23 protein-coding genes are annotated in these 24,603 nt (G+C 62.0%); 17 read left to right on the forward strand and 6 right to left on the reverse strand.

Annotation, left to right across the window (positions count from 1 at the left end):
- Positions 1 to 10: 10 nt before the first annotated feature.
- Positions 11 to 1,453 carry an aminotransferase-like domain-containing protein gene (locus ACODSZ_RS09475; RefSeq protein WP_008327526.1) on the reverse strand — a complete coding sequence of 481 codons (1,443 nt, stop codon included), beginning with the start codon at positions 1,451 to 1,453 and terminating at the stop codon, positions 11 to 13.
- A gap of 58 nt (positions 1,454 to 1,511) precedes the next feature.
- On the opposite strand from ACODSZ_RS09475, the gene ACODSZ_RS09480 reads away from it, so the two are divergent.
- The 8 genes from ACODSZ_RS09480 to ACODSZ_RS09515 all read left to right on the forward strand — a co-directional run bounded on the left by ACODSZ_RS09480 (position 1,512) and on the right by ACODSZ_RS09515 (position 9,115).
- Entirely contained in the window at positions 1,512 to 2,183 is a 672-nt protein-coding gene (locus ACODSZ_RS09480) for a glutathione S-transferase family protein (protein WP_008327535.1), read from the forward strand.
- Between the two features lie 210 nt (positions 2,184 to 2,393).
- Complete coding sequence (locus ACODSZ_RS09485) at positions 2,394 to 3,059, forward strand: PepSY-associated TM helix domain-containing protein (protein ID WP_488927474.1); 666 nt, start codon at positions 2,394 to 2,396, stop codon at positions 3,057 to 3,059.
- 74 nt (positions 3,060 to 3,133) lie between these two features.
- Positions 3,134 to 3,679: a DUF2271 domain-containing protein gene (locus ACODSZ_RS09490; RefSeq protein WP_008327538.1), complete on the forward strand. Its 546-nt coding sequence runs from the start codon at positions 3,134 to 3,136 to the stop codon at positions 3,677 to 3,679.
- Between the two features lie 64 nt (positions 3,680 to 3,743).
- A complete protein-coding gene (locus ACODSZ_RS09495; protein ID WP_008327539.1) occupies positions 3,744 to 4,574 on the forward strand; it encodes a DUF4198 domain-containing protein in 831 nt (276 codons plus the stop codon).
- 74 nt (positions 4,575 to 4,648) lie between these two features.
- Positions 4,649 to 5,656 carry an FAD:protein FMN transferase gene (locus ACODSZ_RS09500; RefSeq protein ID WP_488927475.1) on the forward strand — a complete coding sequence of 336 codons (1,008 nt, stop codon included), beginning with the start codon at positions 4,649 to 4,651 and terminating at the stop codon, positions 5,654 to 5,656.
- Positions 5,657 to 5,661: 5 nt separating this feature from the next.
- Positions 5,662 to 7,170, forward strand: a complete 1,509-nt coding sequence (locus ACODSZ_RS09505) for a flavodoxin domain-containing protein (protein WP_488927476.1) — start codon at positions 5,662 to 5,664, stop codon at positions 7,168 to 7,170.
- A gap of 133 nt (positions 7,171 to 7,303) precedes the next feature.
- Entirely contained in the window at positions 7,304 to 8,653 is a 1,350-nt protein-coding gene (gene paeA, locus ACODSZ_RS09510) for a polyamine export protein PaeA (RefSeq protein ID WP_488927477.1), read from the forward strand.
- Positions 8,654 to 8,920: 267 nt separating this feature from the next.
- Positions 8,921 to 9,115 (forward strand): DUF1289 domain-containing protein, encoded by a 195-nt coding sequence (locus ACODSZ_RS09515; RefSeq protein ID WP_008327546.1) that lies wholly within the window; start codon positions 8,921 to 8,923, stop codon positions 9,113 to 9,115.
- An 18-nt stretch (positions 9,116 to 9,133) separates the two neighbouring features.
- Here the strand turns inward: ACODSZ_RS09515 and ACODSZ_RS09520 are convergent, their stop codons facing one another.
- Positions 9,134 to 9,532, reverse strand: coding sequence for an NINE protein (locus ACODSZ_RS09520; RefSeq protein WP_008327547.1), 399 nt, complete (start codon positions 9,530 to 9,532; stop codon positions 9,134 to 9,136).
- Positions 9,533 to 9,870: 338 nt separating this feature from the next.
- On the opposite strand from ACODSZ_RS09520, the gene ACODSZ_RS09525 reads away from it, so the two are divergent.
- The 6 genes from ACODSZ_RS09525 to ACODSZ_RS09550 all read left to right on the forward strand — a co-directional run bounded on the left by ACODSZ_RS09525 (position 9,871) and on the right by ACODSZ_RS09550 (position 16,054).
- Entirely contained in the window at positions 9,871 to 11,205 is a 1,335-nt protein-coding gene (locus ACODSZ_RS09525) for an MFS transporter (RefSeq protein ID WP_081486064.1), read from the forward strand.
- A gap of 56 nt (positions 11,206 to 11,261) precedes the next feature.
- Positions 11,262 to 11,969, forward strand: a complete 708-nt coding sequence (locus ACODSZ_RS09530; protein WP_175343208.1) for a DUF4197 domain-containing protein — start codon at positions 11,262 to 11,264, stop codon at positions 11,967 to 11,969.
- A gap of 593 nt (positions 11,970 to 12,562) precedes the next feature.
- Positions 12,563 to 13,276, forward strand: a complete 714-nt coding sequence (locus tag ACODSZ_RS09535; RefSeq protein ID WP_488927478.1) for an ABC transporter permease — start codon at positions 12,563 to 12,565, stop codon at positions 13,274 to 13,276.
- Between the two features lie 72 nt (positions 13,277 to 13,348).
- The gene (locus ACODSZ_RS09540; protein WP_488927479.1) at positions 13,349 to 14,263 is read left to right on the forward strand and encodes a glycine betaine ABC transporter substrate-binding protein; all 915 of its coding nucleotides are present in this window, start codon (positions 13,349 to 13,351) and stop codon (positions 14,261 to 14,263) included.
- A 10-nt stretch (positions 14,264 to 14,273) separates the two neighbouring features.
- Complete coding sequence (locus tag ACODSZ_RS09545; RefSeq protein WP_008327559.1) at positions 14,274 to 14,924, forward strand: ABC transporter permease; 651 nt, start codon at positions 14,274 to 14,276, stop codon at positions 14,922 to 14,924.
- Entirely contained in the window at positions 14,921 to 16,054 is a 1,134-nt protein-coding gene (locus ACODSZ_RS09550; RefSeq protein ID WP_008327561.1) for an ABC transporter ATP-binding protein, read from the forward strand. The genes ACODSZ_RS09545 and ACODSZ_RS09550 overlap by 4 nt, the downstream gene beginning before the upstream one ends.
- Before the next feature lie 85 nt (positions 16,055 to 16,139).
- On the opposite strand, the gene ACODSZ_RS09555 is transcribed toward ACODSZ_RS09550, so the two are convergent.
- The gene (locus ACODSZ_RS09555) at positions 16,140 to 17,039 is read right to left on the reverse strand and encodes a LysR family transcriptional regulator (protein WP_488927480.1); all 900 of its coding nucleotides are present in this window, start codon (positions 17,037 to 17,039) and stop codon (positions 16,140 to 16,142) included.
- Between the two features lie 139 nt (positions 17,040 to 17,178).
- Here ACODSZ_RS09555 and speB point away from each other — a divergent pair, with 139 nt between their 5' ends.
- Positions 17,179 to 18,132, forward strand: coding sequence for an agmatinase (gene speB, locus ACODSZ_RS09560; protein ID WP_175343213.1), 954 nt, complete (start codon positions 17,179 to 17,181; stop codon positions 18,130 to 18,132).
- 76 nt (positions 18,133 to 18,208) lie between these two features.
- Here the strand turns inward: speB and ACODSZ_RS09565 are convergent, their stop codons facing one another.
- Positions 18,209 to 19,279, reverse strand: coding sequence for a LacI family DNA-binding transcriptional regulator (locus ACODSZ_RS09565; RefSeq protein WP_175343214.1), 1,071 nt, complete (start codon positions 19,277 to 19,279; stop codon positions 18,209 to 18,211).
- A gap of 415 nt (positions 19,280 to 19,694) precedes the next feature.
- Here ACODSZ_RS09565 and ACODSZ_RS09570 point away from each other — a divergent pair, with 415 nt between their 5' ends.
- On the forward strand, positions 19,695 to 21,041 hold the full coding sequence (locus tag ACODSZ_RS09570; protein ID WP_175343286.1) for an MFS transporter: 1,347 nt from the start codon (positions 19,695 to 19,697) through the stop codon (positions 21,039 to 21,041).
- A gap of 61 nt (positions 21,042 to 21,102) precedes the next feature.
- Positions 21,103 to 22,257, forward strand: coding sequence for an L-talarate/galactarate dehydratase (locus ACODSZ_RS09575; protein ID WP_175343287.1), 1,155 nt, complete (start codon positions 21,103 to 21,105; stop codon positions 22,255 to 22,257).
- Positions 22,258 to 22,426: 169 nt separating this feature from the next.
- Here ACODSZ_RS09575 and ACODSZ_RS09580 read toward each other — a convergent pair whose 3' ends face one another.
- Positions 22,427 to 22,912: a GNAT family N-acetyltransferase gene (locus tag ACODSZ_RS09580; RefSeq protein ID WP_175343215.1), complete on the reverse strand. Its 486-nt coding sequence runs from the start codon at positions 22,910 to 22,912 to the stop codon at positions 22,427 to 22,429.
- 39 nt (positions 22,913 to 22,951) lie between these two features.
- On the reverse strand, positions 22,952 to 24,493 hold the full coding sequence (locus tag ACODSZ_RS09585; RefSeq protein WP_175343216.1) for a DEAD/DEAH box helicase: 1,542 nt from the start codon (positions 24,491 to 24,493) through the stop codon (positions 22,952 to 22,954).
- Positions 24,494 to 24,603 lie beyond the last annotated feature (110 nt).

Below are 24,603 nucleotides of genomic sequence, written 5' to 3' on the forward strand. Positions count from 1 at the left end.
CGCCGCACACTCACCCCGCCAGTTCTTCCACCAGTTTCCCCACCAGCTTCAAGGCCTGCTCGGTTTCCTTCGACCAGGCATAGCTGTAATTCAAGCGAATGAAGTGACTGTACCGGTTGGTCGCCGCAAAGATGCGCCCCGGTGCCACCGTGATCCCCAGCGCCAGGCTGCGGCGATACAACTCCATCGCATCGACCCGATGCGGCAATTCCACCCACAGCACATATCCGCCTTGCGGCTCGGACACCTGCGTGCCCGCCGGGAAGAAGCGCAGCACGAAATGCCGCATCATGTCGCGCTGCTGGGCGAAGGCGCGGCGTACGCGTCGCAGGTGGCGCTCATAGCCGCCCTGCGTCAGGTATTCGGCAATCGCGCGCTGCGGCGCCGTCGGGGTGGCCAGCGTGTTGAGAAACTTGAGTTTCTCGACCTGCGCCCGATAGCGTCCCGGCATGGCCCAGCCGATGCGATGCGCTGAGGTCAGGCTCTTGGAGAAGGACGAGCAGTGCAGCACCAGCCCTTCGCGGTCGTAGTTCTTCAGCGAAGAAGGATGGGCATTGCCGTAATACAGTTCGCTGTAGACGGCGTTTTCGATCAGCGGCATCTGGTGCTGTTCGGCCAGGCGCACCAGTCTTTCCTTTTCGCTGTCCGGCATCTGGAAGCCCAGCGGGTTCTGGAAGTTGGGCATCACCATGCAGGCCGCCACCGGTTGCGTCTTCATTCGTTCTTCCAGCACCCCCACGTCGATGCCGCGTTGCGGATCGGTCGGGATCTCCAGTGCCCGCATGCCCAGACGTTCGATGGCGTGCAGCATGGCGTAGAAGGTCGGGGTCTCCACCGCAATCGTGTCGCCGGGACGGGCCACGGCTTGCAGGCAGAGATTGATGGCCTCGGTGGCGCCGACGGTGACGACGATTTCCTCGGGATCGACCTTGAGTCCGTTTTCCAGATAGCGCCGGGCGATCTGGCGCAGCAGGTCCGGATGTCCCGGCGGCAGGTCGTCGAACACGCTGGACTGGCTGGCGTGACGCGCGATGCGGCCGGCATATTGCGCCAGCCGGTGCGAAGGAAACAGCGCCGGATTGGGATAGGGTGAGCCCAGCGGCACGGTGCCATCCTGCTGGATGGTCTTGAGCGTAGCCAGCACCAGGCGGCTGACGTCGACTTCGGTGGATTCCTGCCAGGCCGGGTGATCGGCCTGCGAGGGCGGCCTGATGACCGGGCGGGGAACGGCCTCGGCCTGCTCGCGCACGAAATAGCCGGACTGCGGCTGGCTCTCGATGATGCCGCGGCTTTCCAGCAGTTCGTAGGCGCGCACCACGGTAGTGACGCTGACCTTGTGCTGCTGGCTGGCGATGCGTACCGAAGCGATGCGCTCGCCCGGGCGCAGCACGCCGTCGCGGATGGAGGCCGCGAGCTGGTCGGCAAATTGTTTGTAAAGAGGCGTGACGGCCATGGGGCGGGTTTCTTGATGGTGTTAGAGTTGTCGCCTCGCATTTTACAAGGACCGCGCCATGATCACCGTGCATCACCTGAACAACTCCCGCTCCCAGCGCGTGCTGTGGCTGCTCGAAGAGCTGGGCCTGGACTACGAGATCAAGTTCTACCAGCGCGACCCCAAGACCATGCTGGCCCCGCCGGAACTGCTGAAGGTGCATCCGCTGGGCAAATCCCCGGTCATCACCGATGGCGATCTGACCATTGCCGAATCGGGCAACATCGTCGAGTACCTGCTGGAGCGCTATGGTGCCGACAGCGGCCTGCTGCCCGCAGCCGGTACCCCCGAGCGCCTGCGCTACCGCTACTGGCTGCACTTCGCCGAGGGCTCGGCCATGCCCTGGCTGCTGCTGGGGTTGATCTTCAGCAAGATGCCCAAGGCCGTGCCGGCCCTGATCCGTCCGATTGCCAACATGCTCTCCACCGGCATGCGCAGCCGCCTGGTGGCGCCGCAGATCGAGCGCCAGATGCGCTACATGGAAGCCGAACTGGGCAAGGATGGCTGGTTCGCCGGCCAGACCCTGAGCGGCGCGGACATCCAGATGAGTTTCGTGGTGGAAGGCATGCGGGCGCGCGGCGGGCTGGATGGGCGCTCTCCCAACCTGCTCAAGTTCCTTGAAGCCATCCACGCGCGGCCGGCCTATCAGCGTGCGTTGGAGAAGGGCGGACCGTACGAGCTGCTGCGCTGAATCACGCCTCGCATTGCAGTCCTGACGGCATCTCCTTCCACTGCGGTGGGGCGGGATGCCGTTTTTGTATCTTCATGTATCGCAAAGTAAAAGTGCTTGCTATGGCTGGCGATGCAAGGATGAGTCCAGATATAATTGAGAATTATTATTATTTGGTGCGGGGGCTGCCCATCCTCGTGCCGTTCTCTTTCCCGACCTCGCTGCCGTCTCATGAAGCCCGCTGCCGCCCATTCGCTCCCCGTCGTCGCCGACCAGAAACGTCGCGCCTTCTGGCTCAAGCAGCTGCACCAGTGGCACTGGATCAGTTCCGGTATCTGCCTGGTGGCCATGCTGGTCTTCGCGGCCACCGGGCTGACGCTGAACCACGCCGCCCAGATCGAGGCCAAGCCCCAGGTCACCCATCGCAAGGCCACGCTGCCCGCGCCCCTGTTGGCATCGCTGCGCCAACAGGCTGAAGCGGCCGATGCCGGCGGCAGCAAGTCGCCACTGCCTGCGGCCCTGCGTGACTGGACCGAGCGCGAGCTGGCGGTGAGCGTCGATCATCACGACGCCGAATGGTCGGCCGACGAGCTCTACGTGGCCCTGCCGCGACCGGGCGGCGATGCCTGGCTGCGGGTGGGGCTGGAGGATGGTCAGGTCGAATACGAAAAGACCGACCGCGGCTGGATCTCCTACTTCAACGATCTGCACAAGGGCCGCAATACCGGCGTGGCCTGGAGCTGGTTCATCGATGTGTTTGCGGTGGCCTGCCTGGTGTTCTGCATCACCGGCCTGTTCCTGCTGCAGATGCACGCCGGCAAGCGCCCGGCGACCTGGCCGCTGGTGGCGCTGGGGCTGGTGGCGCCCTTGCTGCTGGCGCTGCTCTTCATTCACTGAATTCGTCGTTTCCCTCAGCCAGACAAGCTCTTGCGGCTTGCAGCCAATCATTCTGTCTTCTTTAGCGAGGTCCCATGAAGCGTAGCAAGTCCGCCCTGTTGAAACCGACTGCCCTGGCCCTGGCCATGGCGGCGCTGTTTGCCGCTGCCGCCCCGGCCGGTGCAGCGGAGATGACTCTCCGGATCGATATCCCGACCCTGAACGTGGCCGAGTATCACCGTCCCTACCTGGCCGCCTGGATCGAGCGTGCCGACCAGAGCGTGGCCGCCAACCTGGCGGTCTGGTACGACATGAAGAAAAAGGACAAGGAAGGCGAAAAGTGGTTGAAGGACATGCGCCAGTGGTGGCGTCGCAGCGGGCGCGAGCAGCAGATGCCCATCGATGGCGTCAGCGGTGCCACCCGCGCCCCGGGTGAACAGAAACTCAATTTCGGCTCCGGCAAGGGACCGATCGCCAACCTCGCTCCCGGCGACTACGTGCTCATGGTCGAAGCCGCGCGTGAAGTCGGTGGCCGCGAACTGGTGAAGCTGCCGTTCCAGTGGCCGCCCAAGTCGACCCAGAGCGCCAAGGCTCAGGGCAGCAGCGAATTGGGGGCCGTGACGCTGGACCTGAAGCCCTGATCCCGTCCACCCGCTTTGATTTCCTCACCAGAACAATCAGATCAATCAGAACAAGGAAGCTGCCATGTCGTTATCCCTCCCGCATTTCGCTGCTCGCTCCATGAAGATCGCCGCCTTGGCCCTGGCCATGAGCCTGCCACTGTCGGCCCATGCCCACCGCCAGTGGCTGCTGCCCTCGGCCACCGTTCTCTCGGGCAATCAAGCCTGGGTCACGGTCGATGCCGCCGTCTCCAATGACCTGTTCTATTTCGAACACTTCCCCTTGCGCCTGGATGGGCTGGTGGTGACCGGTCCCGATGGCAAGCCGGTGCAAGCCGTCAATGCCTCTACCGGCAAGTACCGCAGCACCTTCGATGTGCAACTGAGCCAGCCGGGTACCTACAAGATCGCCGTGGTCAACCATGGCGTCTTCGCCAGCTACAAGGTGGATGGTCAGCAGAAGCGCTGGCGCGGTACCGCCGAGACCCTGGCCAAGGAAATCCCGGCCAATGCCACCGACCTGAAGGTGACCCAGATGAACAGTCGCGTGGAAACCTTCGTCACGGCCGGCAAGCCGAGCCAGGCCGCGCTGGCCACCACCGGCGTGGGCCTGGAGCTGCAACCGCTGACCCATCCCACCGACCTGGTCGTCGGCGACACCGCTAGCTTCCAGCTGCTGCTCGACGGCAAGCCGGCGTCGGATGTGGACGTGGAGCTGGTGCCCGGCGGCATCCGCTACCGCGACAAGCTGCAGGACACCAAGCTCAAGACCGATGCCCAGGGCAAGTTCAGCGTGAAGTGGGCAGGTCCCGGCATGTACTGGATGGAAGCCAGCGTCTCCGACCAGAAGACCTCGCTGCCGCAGGCGACCCAGCGTCGCGCGACCTATATCGCGACCGTCGAAGTGCTGCCCTGATCGCGCCTGACTGCATTTGATTGACCCCGATGGCGCCTGTATTGCAGGCGCCGTTTTCATTGCCGAAGATGATGATGTCCCACCGCGTCCTGATCCCCGTCGACCTGCAAGCCCCGTCCATCCTGCCGCCCGATGTGGCGCTCCGGCGCCTGTCCGGGCAGACCATGGGGACCACCTGGAGCGTGCAGGCGCTGGCCCCGCGCAGCGTCACGCCGCAGACCATTGCCGCAGCCATCGAGGCGCAGTTGCAGCGGGTCATCGACGAGATGAGCACCTGGGAGCCCGATTCCCTCATCAGCCGCTTCAACCACGCCCCGGCAGGCAGCTGGCACGCGCTGCCGCAAGCCTTCTTCACGGTGCTGGATGCCGCGCTCACCATGGCCGTGGACAGCGATGGCGCCTTCGATCCGACCATCGGTCCGCTGGTGGATTTATGGGGTTTCGGCGCCGGCAGCGTTGCGCGGGAGGCCCTGTGCCTGCCGCAACCGGCGCTGCTGGAGCGCACCCGCCAGCGTTGCGGCTGGCAGCGCATCCTGCTCGACCGGGCGCAGCGCCAGGTGCAGCAGGCGGGCGGAGTGCAGCTGGATTTCTCCGGCATTGCCAAGGGGTATGCAGTGGACCTGGTGGCGCAGGCGCTGCGCGACTGCGCTTGCGTGAGCTGGCTGGCCGAGGTGGGCGGGGAACTGGTGGGGGAAGGGGTCAAGGCCGATGGCCAGCCCTGGTGGGTGGCGCTGGAACGCCCGCCGCAGGATGATCATCCCGGCATGGTGGTGGCCCTGCACGGCCTGGCCATCGCCACCTCGGGTGACTATCGTCGCTATATCGACCGCGACGGCCAGCGCCTTGCCCATACCATCGATCCCCGTACCGGTACACCGGTGCGCACTGCACTGGCCTCTGTTACGGTACTGCACCGGCAATGTATGGTGGCCGATGCGCTGGCGACGGTGCTCACTGTACTGGGCGAAGAAGCCGGACTGTCCTTTGCCCGTGAACGCGGCATTGCCGCCCTGTTCATCAGCCGCCAGGCCAATGGCTTCCGCGAAAGTCTGACCCCGGCGCTGGCCGCCATGCTGGCGTGAGCGGCATGATGCAGACCCGTTACCTGATGGCCGCGCTGGTGGCGCTGACTTACCTGGTGTTCTGCGTGATGACCTTCATCGTCCATCGCCGTGCGCAGCAGCGTCGACAAGCAGAGTGGGGAAGTGTACAGGCCACTGGCCCGCAGACCGTACTGGTCGTTTTTGCCAGCCAGACCGGTACAGCCGAGCGACTGGCCTGGCAGACCGCGCAAAGTTTGCGCGCAGGTGGCCTGGTGGTGTGCGTGCTTCCTGCCGGACAGTTGACCGATGCACATCTGCAAGCCACGCGCCTGGCCCTGTTCGTGGCCAGCACCACAGGCGAGGGCGACGCCCCCGATGATGCCTCCGCACTGGCCCGGCAACTGGGCAGCAGCGACAGCGCCGCTTTGCCGGACCTGCGTTTCGGCGTGCTGGCCCTGGGCGACCGCAGCTATCAGCAATACTGCGCGTTCGGCCATGCGCTGCACGCCTGGTTGTGCCGCCGCCATGCACAGCCGCTATTCGATGCCATCGAGGTCGACAACGGCGACGAAGGTGCGCTGCGTCACTGGCAGCATCAACTGGGTGTCTTGAGCGGCCACAGCGATGAAGCCGACTGGAGCGCGCCCGCTTATGGCCGCTGGCGTCTGGCCGGGCGGCGCGTGCTCAATCCGGACAGCGTGGGGGATCCGGTCTTTCACCTGAGCCTCACACCACTGGATCTGCCATCCCCTCAATGGCAGGCAGGCGATATCGCCGAGATTGGCCCGCAGAACAGCGGGGCTGCCGTGGATGCCTTCCTGCATGCGATCGGGCGCCAGGGCGAGTCCCTGCGTGCTGCGCTGGCTACTCGGCTGCTGCCGCGCGAGGCCGACCAGCTCGCCGCATTGCGCAGCTTGGCCGATGAAGAATTTCTGGCAGCCTTGCCGGCGCTGCCGCATCGTGCCTACTCGATTGCCTCGCTGCCCGCCGATGGCGCGCTGGAACTGATGGTGCGCCTGATGCACCTGCCCGATGGCCGCCCCGGCCTGGGTTCCGGCTGGCTGGGGCTGCATGCGCGGCCGGGTCAGGAGATCGCCCTGCGCGTGCGCAGCAACGGCAGTTTCCACGGTCCCGGCGATGATCGCCCCTTGATCCTGATCGGCAACGGGACCGGCCTGGCCGGCTTGCGTGCGCATCTGCGCCAGCGCGTGGCAGCCGGACAGCGGCGCAACTGGCTGCTGTTCGGCGAGCGTTCGCGCCAGCATGACTTCTTCCATCAGCAGGAACTGCTGGACTGGCAGGCCCAGGGCTGGTTGCAGCGGCTGGACCTGGCGTTCTCGCGCGACCAGCCCGAGCGTATCTACGTGCAGGACAAGGTGCGCGAGGCCGCCGACGCATTGCGGCAGTGGGTGCAGGAGGGCGCCAGTCTCTACGTCTGCGGCAGCCTGCAGGGCATGGCCGGCGGCGTGGCGCTGGCCTTGCAGGAGATCCTCGGCGAACATGCCCTGCAGACACTGGCCGAGCAGGGCCGTTATCGGCGCGACGTGTATTGAGGCGGGGAGCGGGCACCTGGCAGGCATGCACAAGGCTTCATCTGATCCGTGTTTGGCGTGAAATTTGCTTTTTCTCCCCGTTGCGCGAGAGAATGTCACGTCAAATCAATGAGATAAGAACAACATGAACAACATGAGCATATTCACCAGTCTGCTGCTGATCCTGCTCCTGGTCGTGGTCAGCGCCTTTTTGTCCTGCGCCGAGATCTCCATTGCCGCCTCGCGCAAGATCCGTCTCGAAATGATGTCCAAGGAAGGCGTACAGAACGCCGACCGCGTCCTGTCCTTGCAGGCCCAGCCGGGCAATTTCTTCACGGTAGTGCAAATCGGCCTGAATGCCGTGGCCATTCTGGGCGGGGTGGTGGGTGAGCCCGCACTCACGCCGCACATGCGTGAGCTGATCAGCACCTTCTATACGGGCCCGCTGCTGGAAAATGCCAGCTTCGCCATGTCCTTCCTGGTGGTGACGGCCTTCTTCATCCTCTTTGCCGACCTCATGCCCAAGCGCCTGGCCATGGTCGCGCCCGAGCGCGCGGCGGTGGCGCTGGTCAAGCCCATGCTGCTGCTGGAGACGATCTTCAAGCCCCTGGTGTGGTTCTTCAACAGTCTGTCGAAGTGGATCTTCACGCTGTTCGGACTGCCGCAGGTGCGCCAGGAAGTGATCACGCCCAACGAGATCCACGCCATGGTCGATGCCGGCGCCCAGGCCGGTGTGCTGCTCACGCAAGAGCATCACCTCATCGAGAACGTGTTCGAACTGGAAAGCCGCTACGTGCCCTCGGCCATGACGCCGCGTGACAGCATCGTCTATTTCCTGCTGACCGACAGCGAAGACATGATCCGCCAGAAGATCATCGACCATCCGCATTCGCGCTTCCTGGTCTGCGATGGGCATATCGATGCGGTGCTGGGCTATATCGACAGCAAGGATGTGTTGAAGCGCCTCTTGAAGGGCGAACAGTTTTCCCTGACCGACAAGGGGCTGGTACATACGCCCTTGTCCATTCCCGACTCGCTGAACCTGTGGGAAGTGCTGGAACGCATGAAGGCCATGGATGAAGACCTGGCCATCGTGGTCAATGAATATGCACTGGTGGTGGGCATCATCAGCATCACCGACGTGACGGGCGTACTCATGGGCAATCTCCTGGCCATCACCGAGGAAGAGCAGCAGATCGTGCGACGCGATGAAAACTCCTGGCTCATGGATGGTCTCACGCCCTTGAATGATGTGATGAACGAGCTGGACATTGATGAATATCCCAATCCGGTGGGTTATGAAACCCTCGCGGGTTTCATCATGTACATGCTGCGCAAGATCCCCAAGAAGACCGATTTCGTGCTCTTTTCCGATTTCAAGTTCGAGGTGGTGGACATCGAGGGCAATCGCATCAACCAGTTGCTGGTGACGCGCTTCAAGCAGGACAAGGCGGAAAAATCGGACAAATCCGATCAACACCGGCAAGACAGCAAAACTGAATAGCAGCCCACCATAAATTCATTTCGATTTTTCAGAATTTTCCTATGCCCAAAGGCCGTGTAAATCTGGATACTCCCGTCCAGTCGCTTGCTTGAAAGACTGGTACTCGGGGAAAGCAGGCGGCTGTGATACCTGTAGCAATCTGTAGCAAAACGTAGCAGAGGTAGTCGTGGGCTGGCCCGCATCCGCAAGGATGCGGGCTTTTTTGTCTGGACGCGGCGTGAGCAGCCTTTGCAGCATTGCAGTACAGTCGAGAGTGTCTGCAGATGAATGAAGTGGAAACCGGAAGTGGGAAAAGACGTCAAGAGCCCCTGTGTCTCGCTGTGCAAGCTCAAACACGAAGTCTGTACCGGATGCGGCCGCACCCGGGAGGAAATCAAGGACTGGAAATCCATGAAGCGCAAGGAGCAGCTCCACACCGTGGAGCTGGCTGCCAGGCGCCTGAAGGCATTGAAGAAGAAGTAGGGCGCAGGACCGCAGGGCTCAGCTGCGACCGCCGTGATTGCGCTCGGAGATCTGGGCGTTGAGGGTCCAGAAGTCATAGAGCACCCCCAGCAGGAAGAAACCGCCCGTGAAGAAATACACGATGCCGCTGATCCACTTGCCGATGTACAGACGATGGGCACCAAAAATGCCCAGGAAGGTCAGCAGCAACCAGGCCACCGAATAATTGATCTCGCCAGCCACGAAACGGCGATCAGCCTCGCGGTCCATCGACGGGATCAGGAACAGGTCGACAATCCAGCCGATGCCCAGCAGGCCCAGCGTGAAAAACCAGATCGTGCCAGTGACCGGCTTGCCATAGTAAAAACGGTGTGCGCCCAGGAATCCGAAGATCCAGAGCAGATAGCCCAAGGTTTTGCTGTGGGTGTCGTTGTTCATTCCGGTTCCAAATGAGAGGGTGGCTGGAAATGCGGTGATATGAAGATTGCTTCGTGCAGCAAGCCGCACTGCATTGTGCCACGGGCGCATCGATAAAGTGCCTCGCCGGCCAGGTGAAGCCACTTGTCAGAAGGCGGCAGCCTGTCTGCCAAAGTGTTCATATCGTTGTGGCGATCCGACGGCTTGCCCGCAAGAAAAGGCCAACTGGTATAAACTGTTGAACTTCAGGAGGCCGAAGAACGAAGAGCCTCCCTGGAATTCCGCCACTGTCATTGTCCCCGTTGCCAACCGTGCGACCTTCGCTGCTCATTCCGCTCATCGTCGGCTGTGCGCTGTTCATGGAAAACATGGACGCCACCGTGCTGGCCACCTCGCTGCCCGCGCTGGCGCGCGATCTCAACCAGGACCCGATCACCCTCAAACTGGCCATGACAGCCTATGTCGCGGCGCTGGGCGTGTTCATTCCGATTTCCGGCTGGATGGCTGACAAGCTGGGGGCGCGCAAGGTGTTCAGTTCGGCCATGATCGTCTTCATGACCGGTTCCATCCTCTGCGCGGTCTCGGGTTCTTTGGTGACCTTCGTGGCTGCGCGCTTCCTGCAGGGTATCGGCGGGGCCATGATGGTGCCGGTGGGGCGGGTCATCATCGCCCGTTCGGTGGACAAGTCCGAGCTGGTCAAGGCGGTCAGCTATCTCACCTTGCCGGCGCTGCTGGGGCCGGTGGTCGGGCCGCTGCTGGGCGGCTTCATCACGACTTACTTCCATTGGCGCTGGGTGTTCCTGATCAATATCCCGTTCTGCTTCCTGGGGTTGTATCTGGCGCACCGCTTCATCGAGAACTTCAAGGAAGACGATCCGGCACCGCTGGATGTGAAGGGTTTCGTACTCACCTCGGTAGGCGCGGCCATGATCATGCTGGGCCTGTCGCTGTTCGGCAGCCACCTGGTCGATGGCGCCACGCCGGTGGCCATGTGTTCCATCGGCGCCATCGCGCTGGCGATGTACTACCGCCATTCCACCCAGATCCCGTATCCCTTGCTGGACTTCCGCCTGCTGCGCATCCCCACGCTGCATGCCAGCGTGGTGGGGGGCTCTCTGTTTCGCATCGGTCTGGGCGCGGTGCCCTTCCTGTTGCCGCTGGCCCTGCAGGAGGGACTGGGCATGACCGCCTTCCAGGCCGGCAGCATCACCTGTGCCTCGGCCTTCGGCTCGCTCTTCATCCGTCTGCTGGCCAGCCGGGTGCTGCGTCGCTATGGTTTTCGCACGGTGCTGATGGTCAATGCGGTGTTCGCCGGTATCGCGCTGGCGGCCTATGGCATCTTCAGCATTCATACGCCTTACCTGCTCATCGTCACCATCGTGTTGATGGGCGGGGTGTTTCCGGCGCTGCAGTTCACCTGCCTGAACTCGATCGCCTATGCCGACATCGACAATCGTGACGCCGGCCGCGTGACCAGCCTGGCCAGCGTGATCCAGCAACTCTCGCTGGGCTTGGGCGTGACGGTGGCCGGTATCGTGCTGCAACTGTCCAATCACCTGCAGGGCCACGCCACCATCGTGGAAACTGACTTCTGGCCGGCCTTCCTGGTCATCGGCCTGTTTTCGGTGGCTTCGGTGCCGATCAGCGGCAAGCTGCCGCGCAATGCCGGGCTGGAGCTGTCACGAGGCAAATGAGGAGCAGGTGGGGGCAGCCTGCTATCATCCCCGCATCCTGAACAATGGAGTCGCGCATGCCCATTACCCGTTTTCCCGTCTCTGCCGTGCGCCGCGCTTTGGCTGTCGGCCTTGTGCTCACCTGCAGTGGCGCATTCGCCTTTTCTCTCTCGGACCTGAGCAACCAGGACGCCACCGCCGGCCTCAAAGCGGCGCTGGAGAAAGGGGCCAGCAGCGCCGTGGCCAACCTGGGGCGGCCCAATGGATTCCTCGGCAATGACAAGGTCAAGATCCAGCTGCCTGGCGCTCTGGAGCAGGCCATGCCCATCCTGCGCATGACCGGCATGGGCAGCCAGGTCGATGGCCTGGTGGCCGACATGAACCATGCCGCCGAAGCCGCCGTCCCGCTGGCCAAGCCACTGCTGATGAACGCCGTCAAGTCCATGTCCGTGAGCGACGCCAAGAATATCCTGGCCGGCGGCGATACCTCCGTCACCGACTTCTTCCGCCAGAAAACCTCGGGTGAACTGGCCGTGAAGTTCCTGCCCATCGTCAAGCGGATCACCGACAAGAACGGCCTCTCCGGCCGCTACAACGCCGTCATGGGCCAGGTCGCCAAGTCCGGACTGGTGGACAGCTCACAGAGCACGGTCGAAGGCTATGTCACCCAGCGCGCCCTGGACGGTTTGTTCCTCATGATCGGCGAGGAAGAAAAGGCCATCCGCAAGGATCCCGTGGGCAGCGGCAGCGCCATTCTCGGCAAGGTCTTCGGCGCCATGCGCTGAACGCAGGACGGCGACGCGGCCCTCTGCTCGCGTTTCCCCAAAAAATTTCGCCGGCCTCGTACAGAGGTCCGGCGATTTTTTTTTGCCCGCTCTTGTCGGATCGTCAAGCTCGGCGGGAACCGCGTGGGGCAAGGGATAGCGCCGCACTGGCGGTTTTCGGGATGCCCACTTTTAGTAGCATATTGCATGCTGTTGGGAACTTTTAAAAGTGCTTCAGATCTGTAAGTTATCGATTTACATTGCTACATTGCTGGACAGCATTAAGCGATTGCTTTAAACTATCGTTTGTCTACGCGACATCCTTGTTCAACAACGACCCTATAGCAGTGTCCGATCCGCAATGTGCGGGTTGTCCAAATTTCCGGCTGGCAGCGCGAATGCTCTCCCGTTCTCCACGGTGACCCGTTCCCATCCCTGTCCGGTAAGCATCATGCCGAGGCTGGCTTCATCGCTTCGGTTTCATCGCTGCCTTTGCAGCTTCGGTTCGCATCCAAACGATACGCCCAACGGGGCAAGCGAACCTCCAAAAAATTGATTCCAGAAACCCGTCGTAGCGGCGTCATGTCGCCTCGGCTATACCAACAGGGGGTAACATGACACGTGTTCGTCACGTCTTCGCCGGCGCGCTTGGTTTTGCGCTGGTTATCGCAGGCCTGGTCTGGTGGATAGGTCCGGACGTCATCCAGAAGTATCGTGGTGACCTGGTCTACTACACCGGCAAGCATCTGGAACTGGTCTTCAGTTCGATGGTGCTGGCACTGCTCACCGGCATTCCGGCCGGGGTTGCGCTGTCCCGCCCGGGTGCGCAACGCAGTGCAGAAAAGTTCATCCAGATCTTCAACATCGGCAACACCATTCCGTCCATTGCGGTGCTGGCGCTGGCACTGGCGGCCTTCGGCATCGGCAATGGTCCGACCATCCTGGCGTTGTGGCTGGCCTCGCTGCTGCCCATCGTGCGCAATACCTACGAGGGCTTGAGGAACGTGCCGGCGGCCATGAAGGAAGCGGCCCGCGGCATCGGCATGAAGCCGTACCAGATCCTGTTGCGGGTGGAATTGCCCAATGCACTGCCCATCATCGTGGGCGGCGTGCGCACGGCACTGGCGATCAATGTCGGCAGCGCACCACTGTCGATGCTCATCGGTGGCGAGAGTCTGGGCGGGCTGATTTTCCCGGGCATCTACCTCAACAACCATGGCCAGCTGCTGTTGGGGGCTTCCGCGACCGCCTTGCTGGCACTGGTGCTGGATGCCCTGGTGACCTCGCTGTCGGGCTTCTACCTGGCGCGTCGCGGACTGCGGGCCTGATCCGGCATTTCATTTCCATCACAAGAACGACCGCACGCCCGCAGCATCGGGCACAGCGGTAGAGAGGAAAGCATGACAACCAAGACCATTGCGAAATACGCCCTGTGCGCCCTGGCGCTGGCGCTGGCCATGTTCGGCACGGCCCGGGCGCAGGCGCAGACCCTGGTCATCGGCGGCAAGAACTTCACCGAGCAGTTGCTGCTCTCGGACATGACCGCGCAATACCTGCGCGCCAAGGGTTATGACACCGAACTGAAGAACGGCCTGGGCACCACACTGATGCGTTCGGCGCTGGAAAGCGGTCAGCTCGACATCGTCTGGGACTACTCCGGGACCGCCCTGATCGTCTACAACCACATCGAGGACAAGCTCGATGCCGACCAGATCTACCAGAAGGTCAAGGAGCTGGACGCGCCGCGCGGCCTGGTCTGGTTGAATCAATCGGAGCTCAACAATACCTACGCCTTCGCCATGCCGCGCGAACTGGCCGAGAAGTACCACATCCGCTCGCTGCAGGACCTGGCCGAGCGCATCAACGAAGATGAAAAGGAGGGGGGCAAGCCGCACCTCATGGGCGTGGACTACGAGTTCGCCTCGCGCCCCGACGGCCTGGGCCCGATGCAGCAGTTGTACGGCTTCAAGCTGGATCGCAGCGAAGTCAAGCAGATGGACCCCGGTCTGGTCTACACGGCGCTGAAGAATGAACAGCTGTTCGTCGGCCTGACCTACGCTTCGGACGGCCGCATCAAGGGTTTCGATCTGCAACTGCTGGATGACAACAAGGGTTACTTTGCCGCCTACAAGGCCACTCCGGTGGTGCGCCAGGAAATCCTTGAGAAGAATCCCGAGCTGGCCGCGCAACTGAATGCCCTGTCGGCCAAGATCGACACGGCGACCATGACCGAACTGAACAAGCGTGTCGACATCGACCAGGAACCGGTGGCCAAGGTGGCTGCCGATTTCCTGAAGCAAGCCGGCCTGATCTGAGGAGGGGACCATGAATATCTTCGACTACCTGCAATCGGACTGGCGCAACATCCTTGAGCTGACCCTGCAGCATCTTGAGCTGGTGGGCATCGCGGTGAGCCTGGCCATCGCCATCGGCGTACCGCTGGGCATCCTGATCGTGCGGGTGCGCTGGCTGGCCGGTCCCCTGATGGGACTGGCGACCATCGTGCTGACGCTGCCTTCGATTGCGCTGTTCGGCCTGATGATCCCGGTGTTCTCGCAATTTGGCGCCGGCATCGGTCCCTTGCCGGCCATCACGGCCGTGTTCCTGTACTCGCTCTTGCCGATCATGCGCAACACCTATCTGGCGCTGGAGAACATCGAGGCCGGTATCAAGGAAGCCGGCATCGGCATCGGCATGACCTTCTGGCAGCGCCTGCGCATGGTGGACCTGCCGCTGGCAGTTCCCGTGATCCTGGGCGGTGTGCGCACTGCCGTGGTGATGAACATCGGCGTCATGGCCATCGCGGCCATCATCGGTGCCGGTGGGCTGGGCGTGCTGATCCTGCATGCCATCAGCCAGAGCAACATGCAGAAACTCGTGGTGGGCGCGGTGATGATCAGCGTGCTGGCCATCATCGCGGACACCCTGCTGGAACGTCTGCAGAAAATCCTGACACCCAAAGGAGTACAAAAATGATCGAACTGGACCAACTGAGCAAAACCTACACCCAAAAGGATGGTACGCAGGTCAAGGCGGTGGATGCCGTCAGCCTGAAGGTGGCTGAAGGCGAGATCTGCGTCTTCCTCGGCCCTTCGGGATGCGGCAAGACCACCACCCTGAAGATGATCAATCGCCTCATCAACCCGACCTCGGGCCGCGTGCTCTTGAACGGCCAGGACACCTCCGGCATCGATGAAGTGGAACTGCGCCGCCACATCGGCTACGTGATCCAGCAGATCGGCCTGTTCCCCAACATGACCATCGAGGAAAACATCACCATCGTGCCGCGCCTGTTGGGCTGGGACAAGAAGCGTTGCCAGGAGCGTGCCACCGAACTGATGGCCATGGTGGCGCTGGATCCGAAGAAATTCTTGAAGCGCTATCCGCGCGAACTCTCCGGTGGCCAGCAGCAGCGTATCGGCGTCATCCGTGCGCTGGCGGCCGATGCGCCGGTGCTGTTGATGGACGAACCCTTCGGCGCGGTCGATCCGATCAACCGTGAATCGATCCAGAACGAGTTCTTCCAGATGCAGCGCCAGCTCAACAAGACCGTCATCATGGTCAGCCACGATATCGACGAAGCCATCAAGCTGGGCGACCGGGTGGCCGTCTTCCGCGCCGGCAAGCTGGTGCAGTTCGATAATCCCGATACCTTGCTGGCGCGTCCCAAGGATGATTTCGTCAGCGCCTTCGTGGGGCAGGACCATACCTTGAAGCGCCTGCTGCTGGTACGTGCCGGCGAGGCCGCCACCACGCCGGCGACGGCCCATCCGGATGTGTCCTGCGACCAGGCCCTGGCGCTGATGGATGATCAGGATTCGCGCTATCTGACCATCATCGATGCCGACAACCGGGCGCTGGGCTATCTGACCCGTCGCGACGTGCGCGGCAACACCGGGGTGGCCGAGGACAAGGTGCGACCCTTCACCATGAATGCCGATCCGGAAGAGAACCTGCGGGTGGTGCTCTCCAAGATGTACAAGCACAGCACCAGCTGGATGCCGGTCATCGCCAATGATGGCAGCTATGTGGGCGAAGTGACGCAGGATTCCATCGCCAGCTATCTGAGCTCCGGGAAGTCGCGCGGGATGGCGATGGCGGCTTGATCGTGTTTGGCCTGATGTGAAGCAAAAAGCAAAAAGCAAAAAAGCAGGAAGACGGAAAGGGCGATGCGCAGGCATCGCCCTTTTTTCATTGCGCTTGCGGGAGGTCGAGGTCTTCGAGGAAGGCCGCCACGATGGGCGTGCGCTCGCTGCTGCGATGGGTGACCACGCTGATATCCACGTCATAGGCCAGCTTGGCCCGGTTCAAGGCGCGCATCTGGCCGCGCGCCTCGTACTGACGACCCATTTCCTCGGGCAGATAGCCCAGGTGCTGGCCGGAGAGGATGAGGATGGACATGGCTTCCATGTTGCCGGTCATGGCCATGATGTTGCGTTGTTGCAGCGGCAGGTGTTCGGGTGGCACCGGGTAGTCGCGCCAGGCCCAGGAGCAAGCGGCGGCCTGTTCCGGTGCGATCTCGCCGGGCTGGTCGAACAGGGGATGGGGCGGGGCGCAATAGGCCACCTGGCGTTCCAGTGTCAGCGGGGTGTAGTGCAGGGCCGTCACACGGCGCCAGAAGTAGCCGATGGCAAGGGAGATGCTGCCCTTGAGCAGCATCTCTTCCAGTTCGCCGGGTGGGCGCACCAGCAGTTCGATGCGTACCGCTTCGTCGCGCTCACGGAAGCGACGGATCACCTCGGCCAGGCGGTGATTGTGTTGCGCCGGGGTGTGGCCCATGAGGCCGATGGACAGCGTGCCGACCAGGCGCTTGTCGAGATGGCGCGCCTGCATGCCAAATTCATCAAGCGCTTCCATCATGCGTCGTGCCGCCAGGGCGAATTTCTCGCCTTTGGCGGTCAGCCGGAAGCCGGAACGGCCGCGCTCGCAGAGGCGGTAGCCGAGCCGGGTTTCGAGCGTGTTCAACTGGGTGCTGATGGTGGATTGCCCGACGTTGAGCCGGGCCTGGGCCGCCGAGACACCGTGGGAATCGACCACCGCCAGGAAGACGCGGATCAGGCGCAGGTCCAGATCGAAGATGTTGTTGAGCATGGGGGGGGGCGGGGTTGGAGGCGTGGTCGATTTTACATCGATAATTATCGATGCAAGCGTCGTCAGATCGAGATATTTCCATCTTCAATGGCTCGCTAGAATCGACTGCATCTTACTGAACACTCAAGGATGCACATCGATGGAACATGATCTCTATCAACCTCTCGGCGGTAACGTGATGCCGCGTTTTGGTGGTATCGCCACCATGATGCGGCTGCCGCATGTGGACAATCCGCTCGGGCTGGATGTGGGTTTCGTGGGCGTACCGCTGGATATCGGCACCTCCAACCGCTCGGGGACGCGTTTCGGGCCGCGCCAGATCCGTACGGAATCGGTACTGCTGCGCCCCTACAACATGGCCACCCGTGCCGCGCCCTTCGATTCCCTGAAGGTGGCCGATCTGGGCGACGTCGCCCTCAATCCTTACAGCCTGCTGGATTCTGTGCGCATGATCGAAGAGGCGTATGAGCGCATCTATGCCACCGGCTGCAAGACCATCAGCCTGGGAGGCGACCACACGCTGACCTTGCCCATCCTGCGCGCCATGGCGCGTCATCGCGGCCCGGTCGGGCTGATCCACGTGGATGCCCATGCTGACGTCAATGACACCATGAACGGCGAGAAGATCGCCCACGGTACACCGTTCCGGCGCGCCTTCGAGGAAGGCTTGCTGGACCCGCAGCGGGTGGTGCAGATCGGCCTGCGCGGTACCGGCTATCACGCCGACGACTTCGACTGGTGCCGCGCCCAGGGCTTCCGGGTGGTGCAGGCCGAAGCCTGCTGGCACCGTTCGCTGGCGCCGCTGATGGAAGAGGTACGTACGCAGATGGGGGATGGCCCGGTCTATCTCACCTTCGACATCGATGGCCTGGACCCCGCCTTTGCCCCCGGCACCGGCACGCCGGAGATTGGCGGGCTGACGGTGCAGCAGGGCTTGGAAATCATTCGTGGATGCAAGGGGCTCGATATCGTCTCGGCCGATGTGGTGGAGGTGTCTCCACCCTATGACCAGGCCGGGACTACCGCGCTGGTGGCGGCCAATCTGGCGTATGAAATGTTGTGCATCCTGCCGGGCGTGAAATACCGGGCCTGAGGCAGGTGGGGGCTGATCGGAGGTGAAGAAATAATTCGAAGAATGATCGGCCATGGCAACCGATACATGGCTTGCCTCAGGTTGTTGCGCGAACCACCACCTGGAATCCGACGTCAACGATGCGCTGCTTCGGTTCTTTTCCCGCGATTTTCTGCAGCAAGGCATCCGCAGCCAGCTCGCCGATGGCTCGGCGGTCTACCTTTACGGTGGTCAGGGCAGGGTGTGTGTGCGCAGCAAAATCAAAATCGCCGAACCCGATCACGCCGAGCTGGTCCGGGATGTGGATGCCACGGGCGAGTGATTCGGTAAGAACGCCGTGCGCGAGCGGATCGCTGCCGCAAGCGATGGCGTCGAACTTGTACCCCTGGGCCAGCAGTTCCGCCAGGCCCTCTCTTCCGTGCTGCAAGGTCGCAGGCGAGGCGCTGAGGACGGTCGCCACCGCTGTCACTCCGTGGCTCTGCAATTTCTCGTTGAAGGCCATACGCCTGCGTGTGGAACGGTCATCATCCAGCCATAGGATCGCAATGTTCCTGTAGCCGCGTTCCAGCAGATGCGTCGCCATGGCTTCCCCCACTTTTTCATGGGAGAAGCCGACCACCATATCAATGGGGGAGAGCGATTGATCCCATATCTCCACGACCGGGGCACCGGTGGAAAGAATTTTCTGCCGGATTTCGGGCGTATGTCGGATGCCGGTCAGGACGATGCCATCCGGGCGCCGGCTGAGAATGGCCGACATCAGTTCTTCTTCCCGGGCGTTGTAGTAGCCGGAGAGTCCGAGCAGTAGTTGATAGTTCGCTCGCCACAGACGGTCGGACAACGCTTGAATGGTTTCAACGAAGATTGAATTGGAAATCTGGGGCACGATGGCTGCGATCAAGCGGGTTTTTCGTCCCGTCAAGGCACCAGCAAGCTGGTTGGGGATGTAGCCCGTCACTCTGACCGCCCGCTGCACGGCTTCCACGGTATGCGGTTTCACCAATTCCGGCCTGTGTATGGCACGGGAGACCGTGATCGGGGAGACCCCTGCCACGCGCGCGACATCTTTGAGCGTCACACTGTTTCTGTTTGGTAACAATAAAAGCGAACCTCCGTGCACGGGTGGCTCTTCAATGGAGGGCGGAGAAAGGTGCTCGGTTTGTTTCATTGTGCAGGCGGAAGTCGGCTCGGTGCCGGTTGATGCGAGTGCTCATGATAGCGCAATCAAAAATGAGTTGACCAGGGTGAATGCTGACGCCTAGAATGATTGCGCAATCATTGCTTTGCTTTTTTCCTGACGTTTCCTTCGATGAGATGAATCAGGAGCCGTTGTGCTTCATGCCCGATGTGCGGCAGTCGCTGGCGCTACCGAGCGAGCAGTGAAAGTTCAACAATTCCTTGATCCTGTAAAGCCCGGCAGCCGTGGCCTGAGCCAGCAGGTGCTGCCGTCATCGCTGGACGGCAATTTCCAATCCGAAAGTCCTTCATACAGATATTGTTTTCGTGCATCCAAAAATGATTGCGCAATCATATGCGGTGTAATCACCATTTCAATCGCAAAAAAACTACTCAAAGGAGACAACATGCAGTCAGCAGCGACCTCTACGCACAAACGGACGAAGATCCGCTATCTCATCCTTGCCATGATTTTCATCGTGACCGTGTTCAATTACGTTGACCGGGCCACTTTATCCATCGCTGCCCCCGCAATGCGCAAGGATCTGGGTTTCGATGCCATCACCATGGGGATTGCCTTCTCGGCGTTCGGCTGGGCCTACACGCTCATGCAGATCCCGGGAGGAATACTGCTGGATCGCATCGGTTCGCGGGTTTTGTATGGCCTTAGCCTGATCATCTGGTCCGCCTTCACTTTCCTGCAGGGATATGTCGACCTGTTTTCGTCGGCCTTCCTGGTGCTGTTCACGCTGCGCTTCCTGATGGGCGTTGCGGAGGCTCCCGCGTTCCCGGCGAACAACCGACTCACCGTGATGTGGTTTCCCAAGCATGAGCGGGGATTGGCGACTGCGGTGTTCCAGTCCGCACAATACTTTGCTCTGGCGGCGTTTACGCCCATCATGACCTGGACCCTCAGCACCTGGGGATGGCATCACATCTTCTTCGTCACCGGTGCTGCTGGTATCGGTTTGGGCTTGATCTGGTTCGCTGTGGTGCAGGAACCGAAGAAGCACAAACTCACCAGCAAGGCCGAGATCGAATACATCGAACAAGGCGGCGGCATGCCTACCATCGGCGATGTGAAGACGCCGTTCTCCTGGAGCAATATCAAGTCGATCTCCGCCAACCGCATGATGGTTGGCATCTACCTCGGACAGTTCTGCCTGACCTCCATTACCTGGTTCTTCCTGACCTGGTTCCCGACCTACTTGATGGAGGCCAAGGGTCTGTCGATCCTGAAGGTCGGCCTGGTTGCCGCGATTCCGCCCTTGGCCGGCTTCGTTGGCGGCATGGTCGGCGGCGTCTGGTCGGACTGGATGATCCGTCGCGGCTTCAGTCTGACCGCTGCCCGCAAGACGCCGATCATCATTGGCTTGTTCGCGTCCTGTTCGATCGTCGTGGCCAACTACGTCTCCTCGGTATCGATTGTGATTGCAGTCATGTCGCTGGCGTTTTTCGCCAAAGGTGTCGGCAACCTTGGCTGGTGCATCGTCGGCGACGTGTCGCCGAAGGAGTCCATGGGGATCGCCGGCGGCATGTTCAACCTGTTTGGCAACCTCGCCAGCATCGTGACGCCGATTGCGATCGGCTATTTCGTCAAGACCACGGGATCATTCGAAGCAGCGCTGACCTATGTGGGCGTGGTGGCGGCAATCGGTGCCTGCTCGTATCTCTTTATCGTGGGCAAGCTGGAACGTCTGGATGTGGGTGACCACGGTAGTCCATCCAGCACTCAGGTCTCTGGAATGGCTTGAATCAACGTGCCTGATGCCACGTTTCCTCTTTTCCATCGTCACTTCTCGTAGGGATCTACAAATGAATATCAGCACACATCAAGCTTCGGCCAGCGGCGACAAGATCGAGTGGGTCCGAATCTCGTCCACCTTCCTGCCGTTGGCCAATCCGATCAGCGACGCCAAGGTACTGACCGGGCGCCAGAAACCGATGACCGAAATCGCCATGCTGTTCGTCGAAATCGAGACGGCGGATGGTCACCAAGGGCTCGGCTTCAGTTACTCCAAACGCGCCGGCGGACCAGGCCAATTTGCGCACGCCAGGGAGATCGCGCCGACCATCTTGGGAGAAGATCCCAATGACATCGGCAAGATATGGGACAAGCTGTGCTGGGCAGGTGCATCAGTTGGCCGCAGCGGTCTGTCGACACAGGCCATCGGCGCGTTCGACGTGGCTCTGTGGGATATGAAGTCCAAACGTGCCGGCCTGTCTTTGGCAAAGCTGCTGGGTTCGCATCGCGACTCGGTGCGCTGCTACAACACGAGCGGGGGATTCCTGCATACCCCGCTGGATCAGTTGTTGGTCAATACCACGGCGTCGCGCGAAAAGGGGATCGGAGGTATCAAGCTCAAGGTCGGTCAGCCTGACTGCGCAATCGACATCAAGCGAGTCCAAACCGTTCGCGAGCATCTGGGCGATTTCCCCTTGATGGTCGATGCCAACCAACAATGGGATCGCCCGACGGCGCAACGCATGTGCCGCATCTTCGAGAAATTCAACCTGATCTGGATCGAAGAGCCGCTGGATTGCTATGACTACGAGGGCCATGCTGCGCTTGCAGCCCAGTTCGATACGCCGATTGCTACCGGAGAAATGCTGACCAGTGCAGCCGAGCATGGCGAGCTGATCCGCCATCGTGCCGCAGACTACCTCATGCCGGATGGTCCGCGTGTGGGCGGCATTACGCCCTTCCTCAAGGTGGCCGGCCTGGCCAGCCACGCCGGATTGATGCTGGCGCCGCACTTTGCGATGGAACTTCATGTCCATCTGGCCGCAGCCTATCCGACCGAACCCTGGCTTGAACATTTCGAGTGGCTGGAGCCCTTGTTCAACGAAAGACTGGAATTGAAGGATGGCCGGATGCTGGTACCTACCCGCCCAGGTCTCGGCTTGACCTTGACTGAGCAGGCGCGGGCCTGGACGCGCGAAACCGTTGAGATCGGCAGGCGTCCTTGATGGAGATTGTTTTCGGATATCCGGAAATCTTGCGTAGTCCTTGTTGTTGCTCAGCGGCCTTTTCCTGTTCTCAAGAAAATGACAGTGAAGACGTAAGAGCAGCAAAAACAAAAATGCCCGCATCATTGGATGCGGGCATTTTTTTTTCGCACGGTCAGGCAGGCAGCGTTCAGCTCAGCGGCTTCTGCATGAACATGGCCTTGCCGGTTTCGGCTTTCAGTTCGTAGCCCTCGAAGCCGCAGGCGCGATACAGCGAGCGCGCCACTGCATTGCCTTCCAGGACCTCCAGCGTGAGCTTGCAGCAACCCAGCTGGCGGGCTTGTTCTTCAACCGCCGCCAGCAGCAGCCTGGCCACGCCCTGGCCGCGATAGGCCGGCATCACGGCCAGGTCATGCAGATTGAGCAGCGGCTTGCAGGCGAAGGTGGAGAAACCTTCGATGCAGGTCGCCAGACCCGCCGGGGTCTCGCCATCGAAGGCCAGGAAGACATGGGCGGTGGGACGTTTCTTCAGCTCGGCGGCCAGGTGCTCGCGCACGTAGTCGGAGAGCTGCTTGCCGCCGCCCATGGCGTCGCAAGCGTAGGCATTGAGAGTCTCGAACAGTGCTGCCGCGTGGGCGGCGTTGCCGAGGTCGGCCTTGATGACGGTCACACTCATGTCTTCCCTTTATCGTGATGGACGATGCACGGCGCGGCCTTACTTGCCCGCTGCGCGCTGGCCGCCATGGGTCAGGGCCGACGGACGCGGACCACCCTGGCGCTGCTGCTGGCCGGCATTGCGCGGCTGGCCGTTGGCATTGGCAGGCTTGGGAGCGCGGTTGGCATTGTTGCCGCCGTTGCCCGCATTGCCCCCGTTGCCGCCGCCATTGCCACGTCCACCCTGGCCGCGGGCGGCATTGCCGTTACCGTTGCCATTGGCTGCTGCGCGCGGCTTGGCGGCCTGGCCATGAGCGGCGCTGCCACCGGCCGGCTTGGGTGCTGCTGCATTGCCGTTGCCGGCCGGCTTGCGCGGGGCGCTGCGTTGACCACCACGTCCGCCACCGTTCTGGTGACGGCCCTGGCCGCTGCGCAGCTGGATCGGTTGCGGCTTGGCGGTCGGATCGGGTTCGAAACCGGCGATCACTTCCACCGGGATTTCGCGCTTGATGAAGCGCTCGATGTCGTGCAGCAGGTCGCGCTCATCCACGCAGACCAGCGAGACGGCTTCGCCGGTAGCGCCGGCGCGGCCGGTGCGGCCGATGCGGTGGACGTAATCTTCCGGCACATTGGGCAGATCGTAGTTGACCACGTGCGGCAGCTGGTCGATGTCGATGCCACGCGCGGCGATGTCGGTGGCGATCAGGGCGGTCAGCTTGCCGTCCTTGAATTCGGCCAGCGCCTTGGTGCGGGCCGACTGGCTCTTGTTGCCGTGGATCGCCATGGCGGTGATGCCGTCGCGCGCCAGTTGCTCGACCAGCTTGTTGGCGCCGTGCTTGGTGCGGGTGAAGACCAGCACCTGCTTCCACTGGTGGGTCTTGATCAGGTGCGCCAGCATGGGGTGCTTCTTGTCGCGGTCGACCGGGTGGATCTTCTGGGCGATCACTTCCACGGTGGAGTTGCGGCGCGCCACTTCGATCAGGGCCGGGTTGTTCAACAGGCTGTCGGCCAGCTTCTTGATTTCATCGGCGAAGGTGGCCGAGAAGAGCAGGTTCTGACGCTTGGGCGGCAGCGCGGCCAGCACCTTGCGGATGTCGCGGATGAAGCCCATGTCCAGCATGCGGTCGGCTTCGTCCAGCACCAGGATCTGGATGTGCTGCAGGTTCACGGTGCCTTGCTGCATGTGGTCCAGCAGGCGGCCGGGGGTGGCGACCAGAATATCGACGCCGCGCTTCAAGAGCGCGATCTGCGGATGGATGCCGACGCCGCCGAAGATGCAGGCGGAGGTCAGCGGCAGGTACTTGCCGTACTGGCGCACGCTTTCTTCGACCTGGGCTGCCAGTTCTCGGGTGGGCGCCAGGATCAGCGCGCGGATGGGCAGGTGGCCGTTGATCTTCTGGCGCGGCATGGCCGAGAGGCGTTGCAGCAGCGGCAGGGTGAAGCCGGCGGTCTTGCCGGTGCCGGTCTGGGCACCAGCCAGCAGGTCACCGCCGGAGAGCACGGCGGGGACGGCTTGGGCCTGAATCGGGGTGGGGGAGGTATAGCCTTGTTCGGAAACGGCACGAACGATTTCGTCGGACAAGCCGAGCGCGGAAAATGACATGAGACTCTGAAATTGGGGTTTGGCCTGTGGCCCCTTGCGGGCGCCAGTCGCAGGCAAACGGGTTGGAACTTGAGGAGGGCGCGGACTTGACTGGCTATACGCCGCGCAGG

Source organism: Herbaspirillum sp. FG34 (assembly GCF_057809315.1).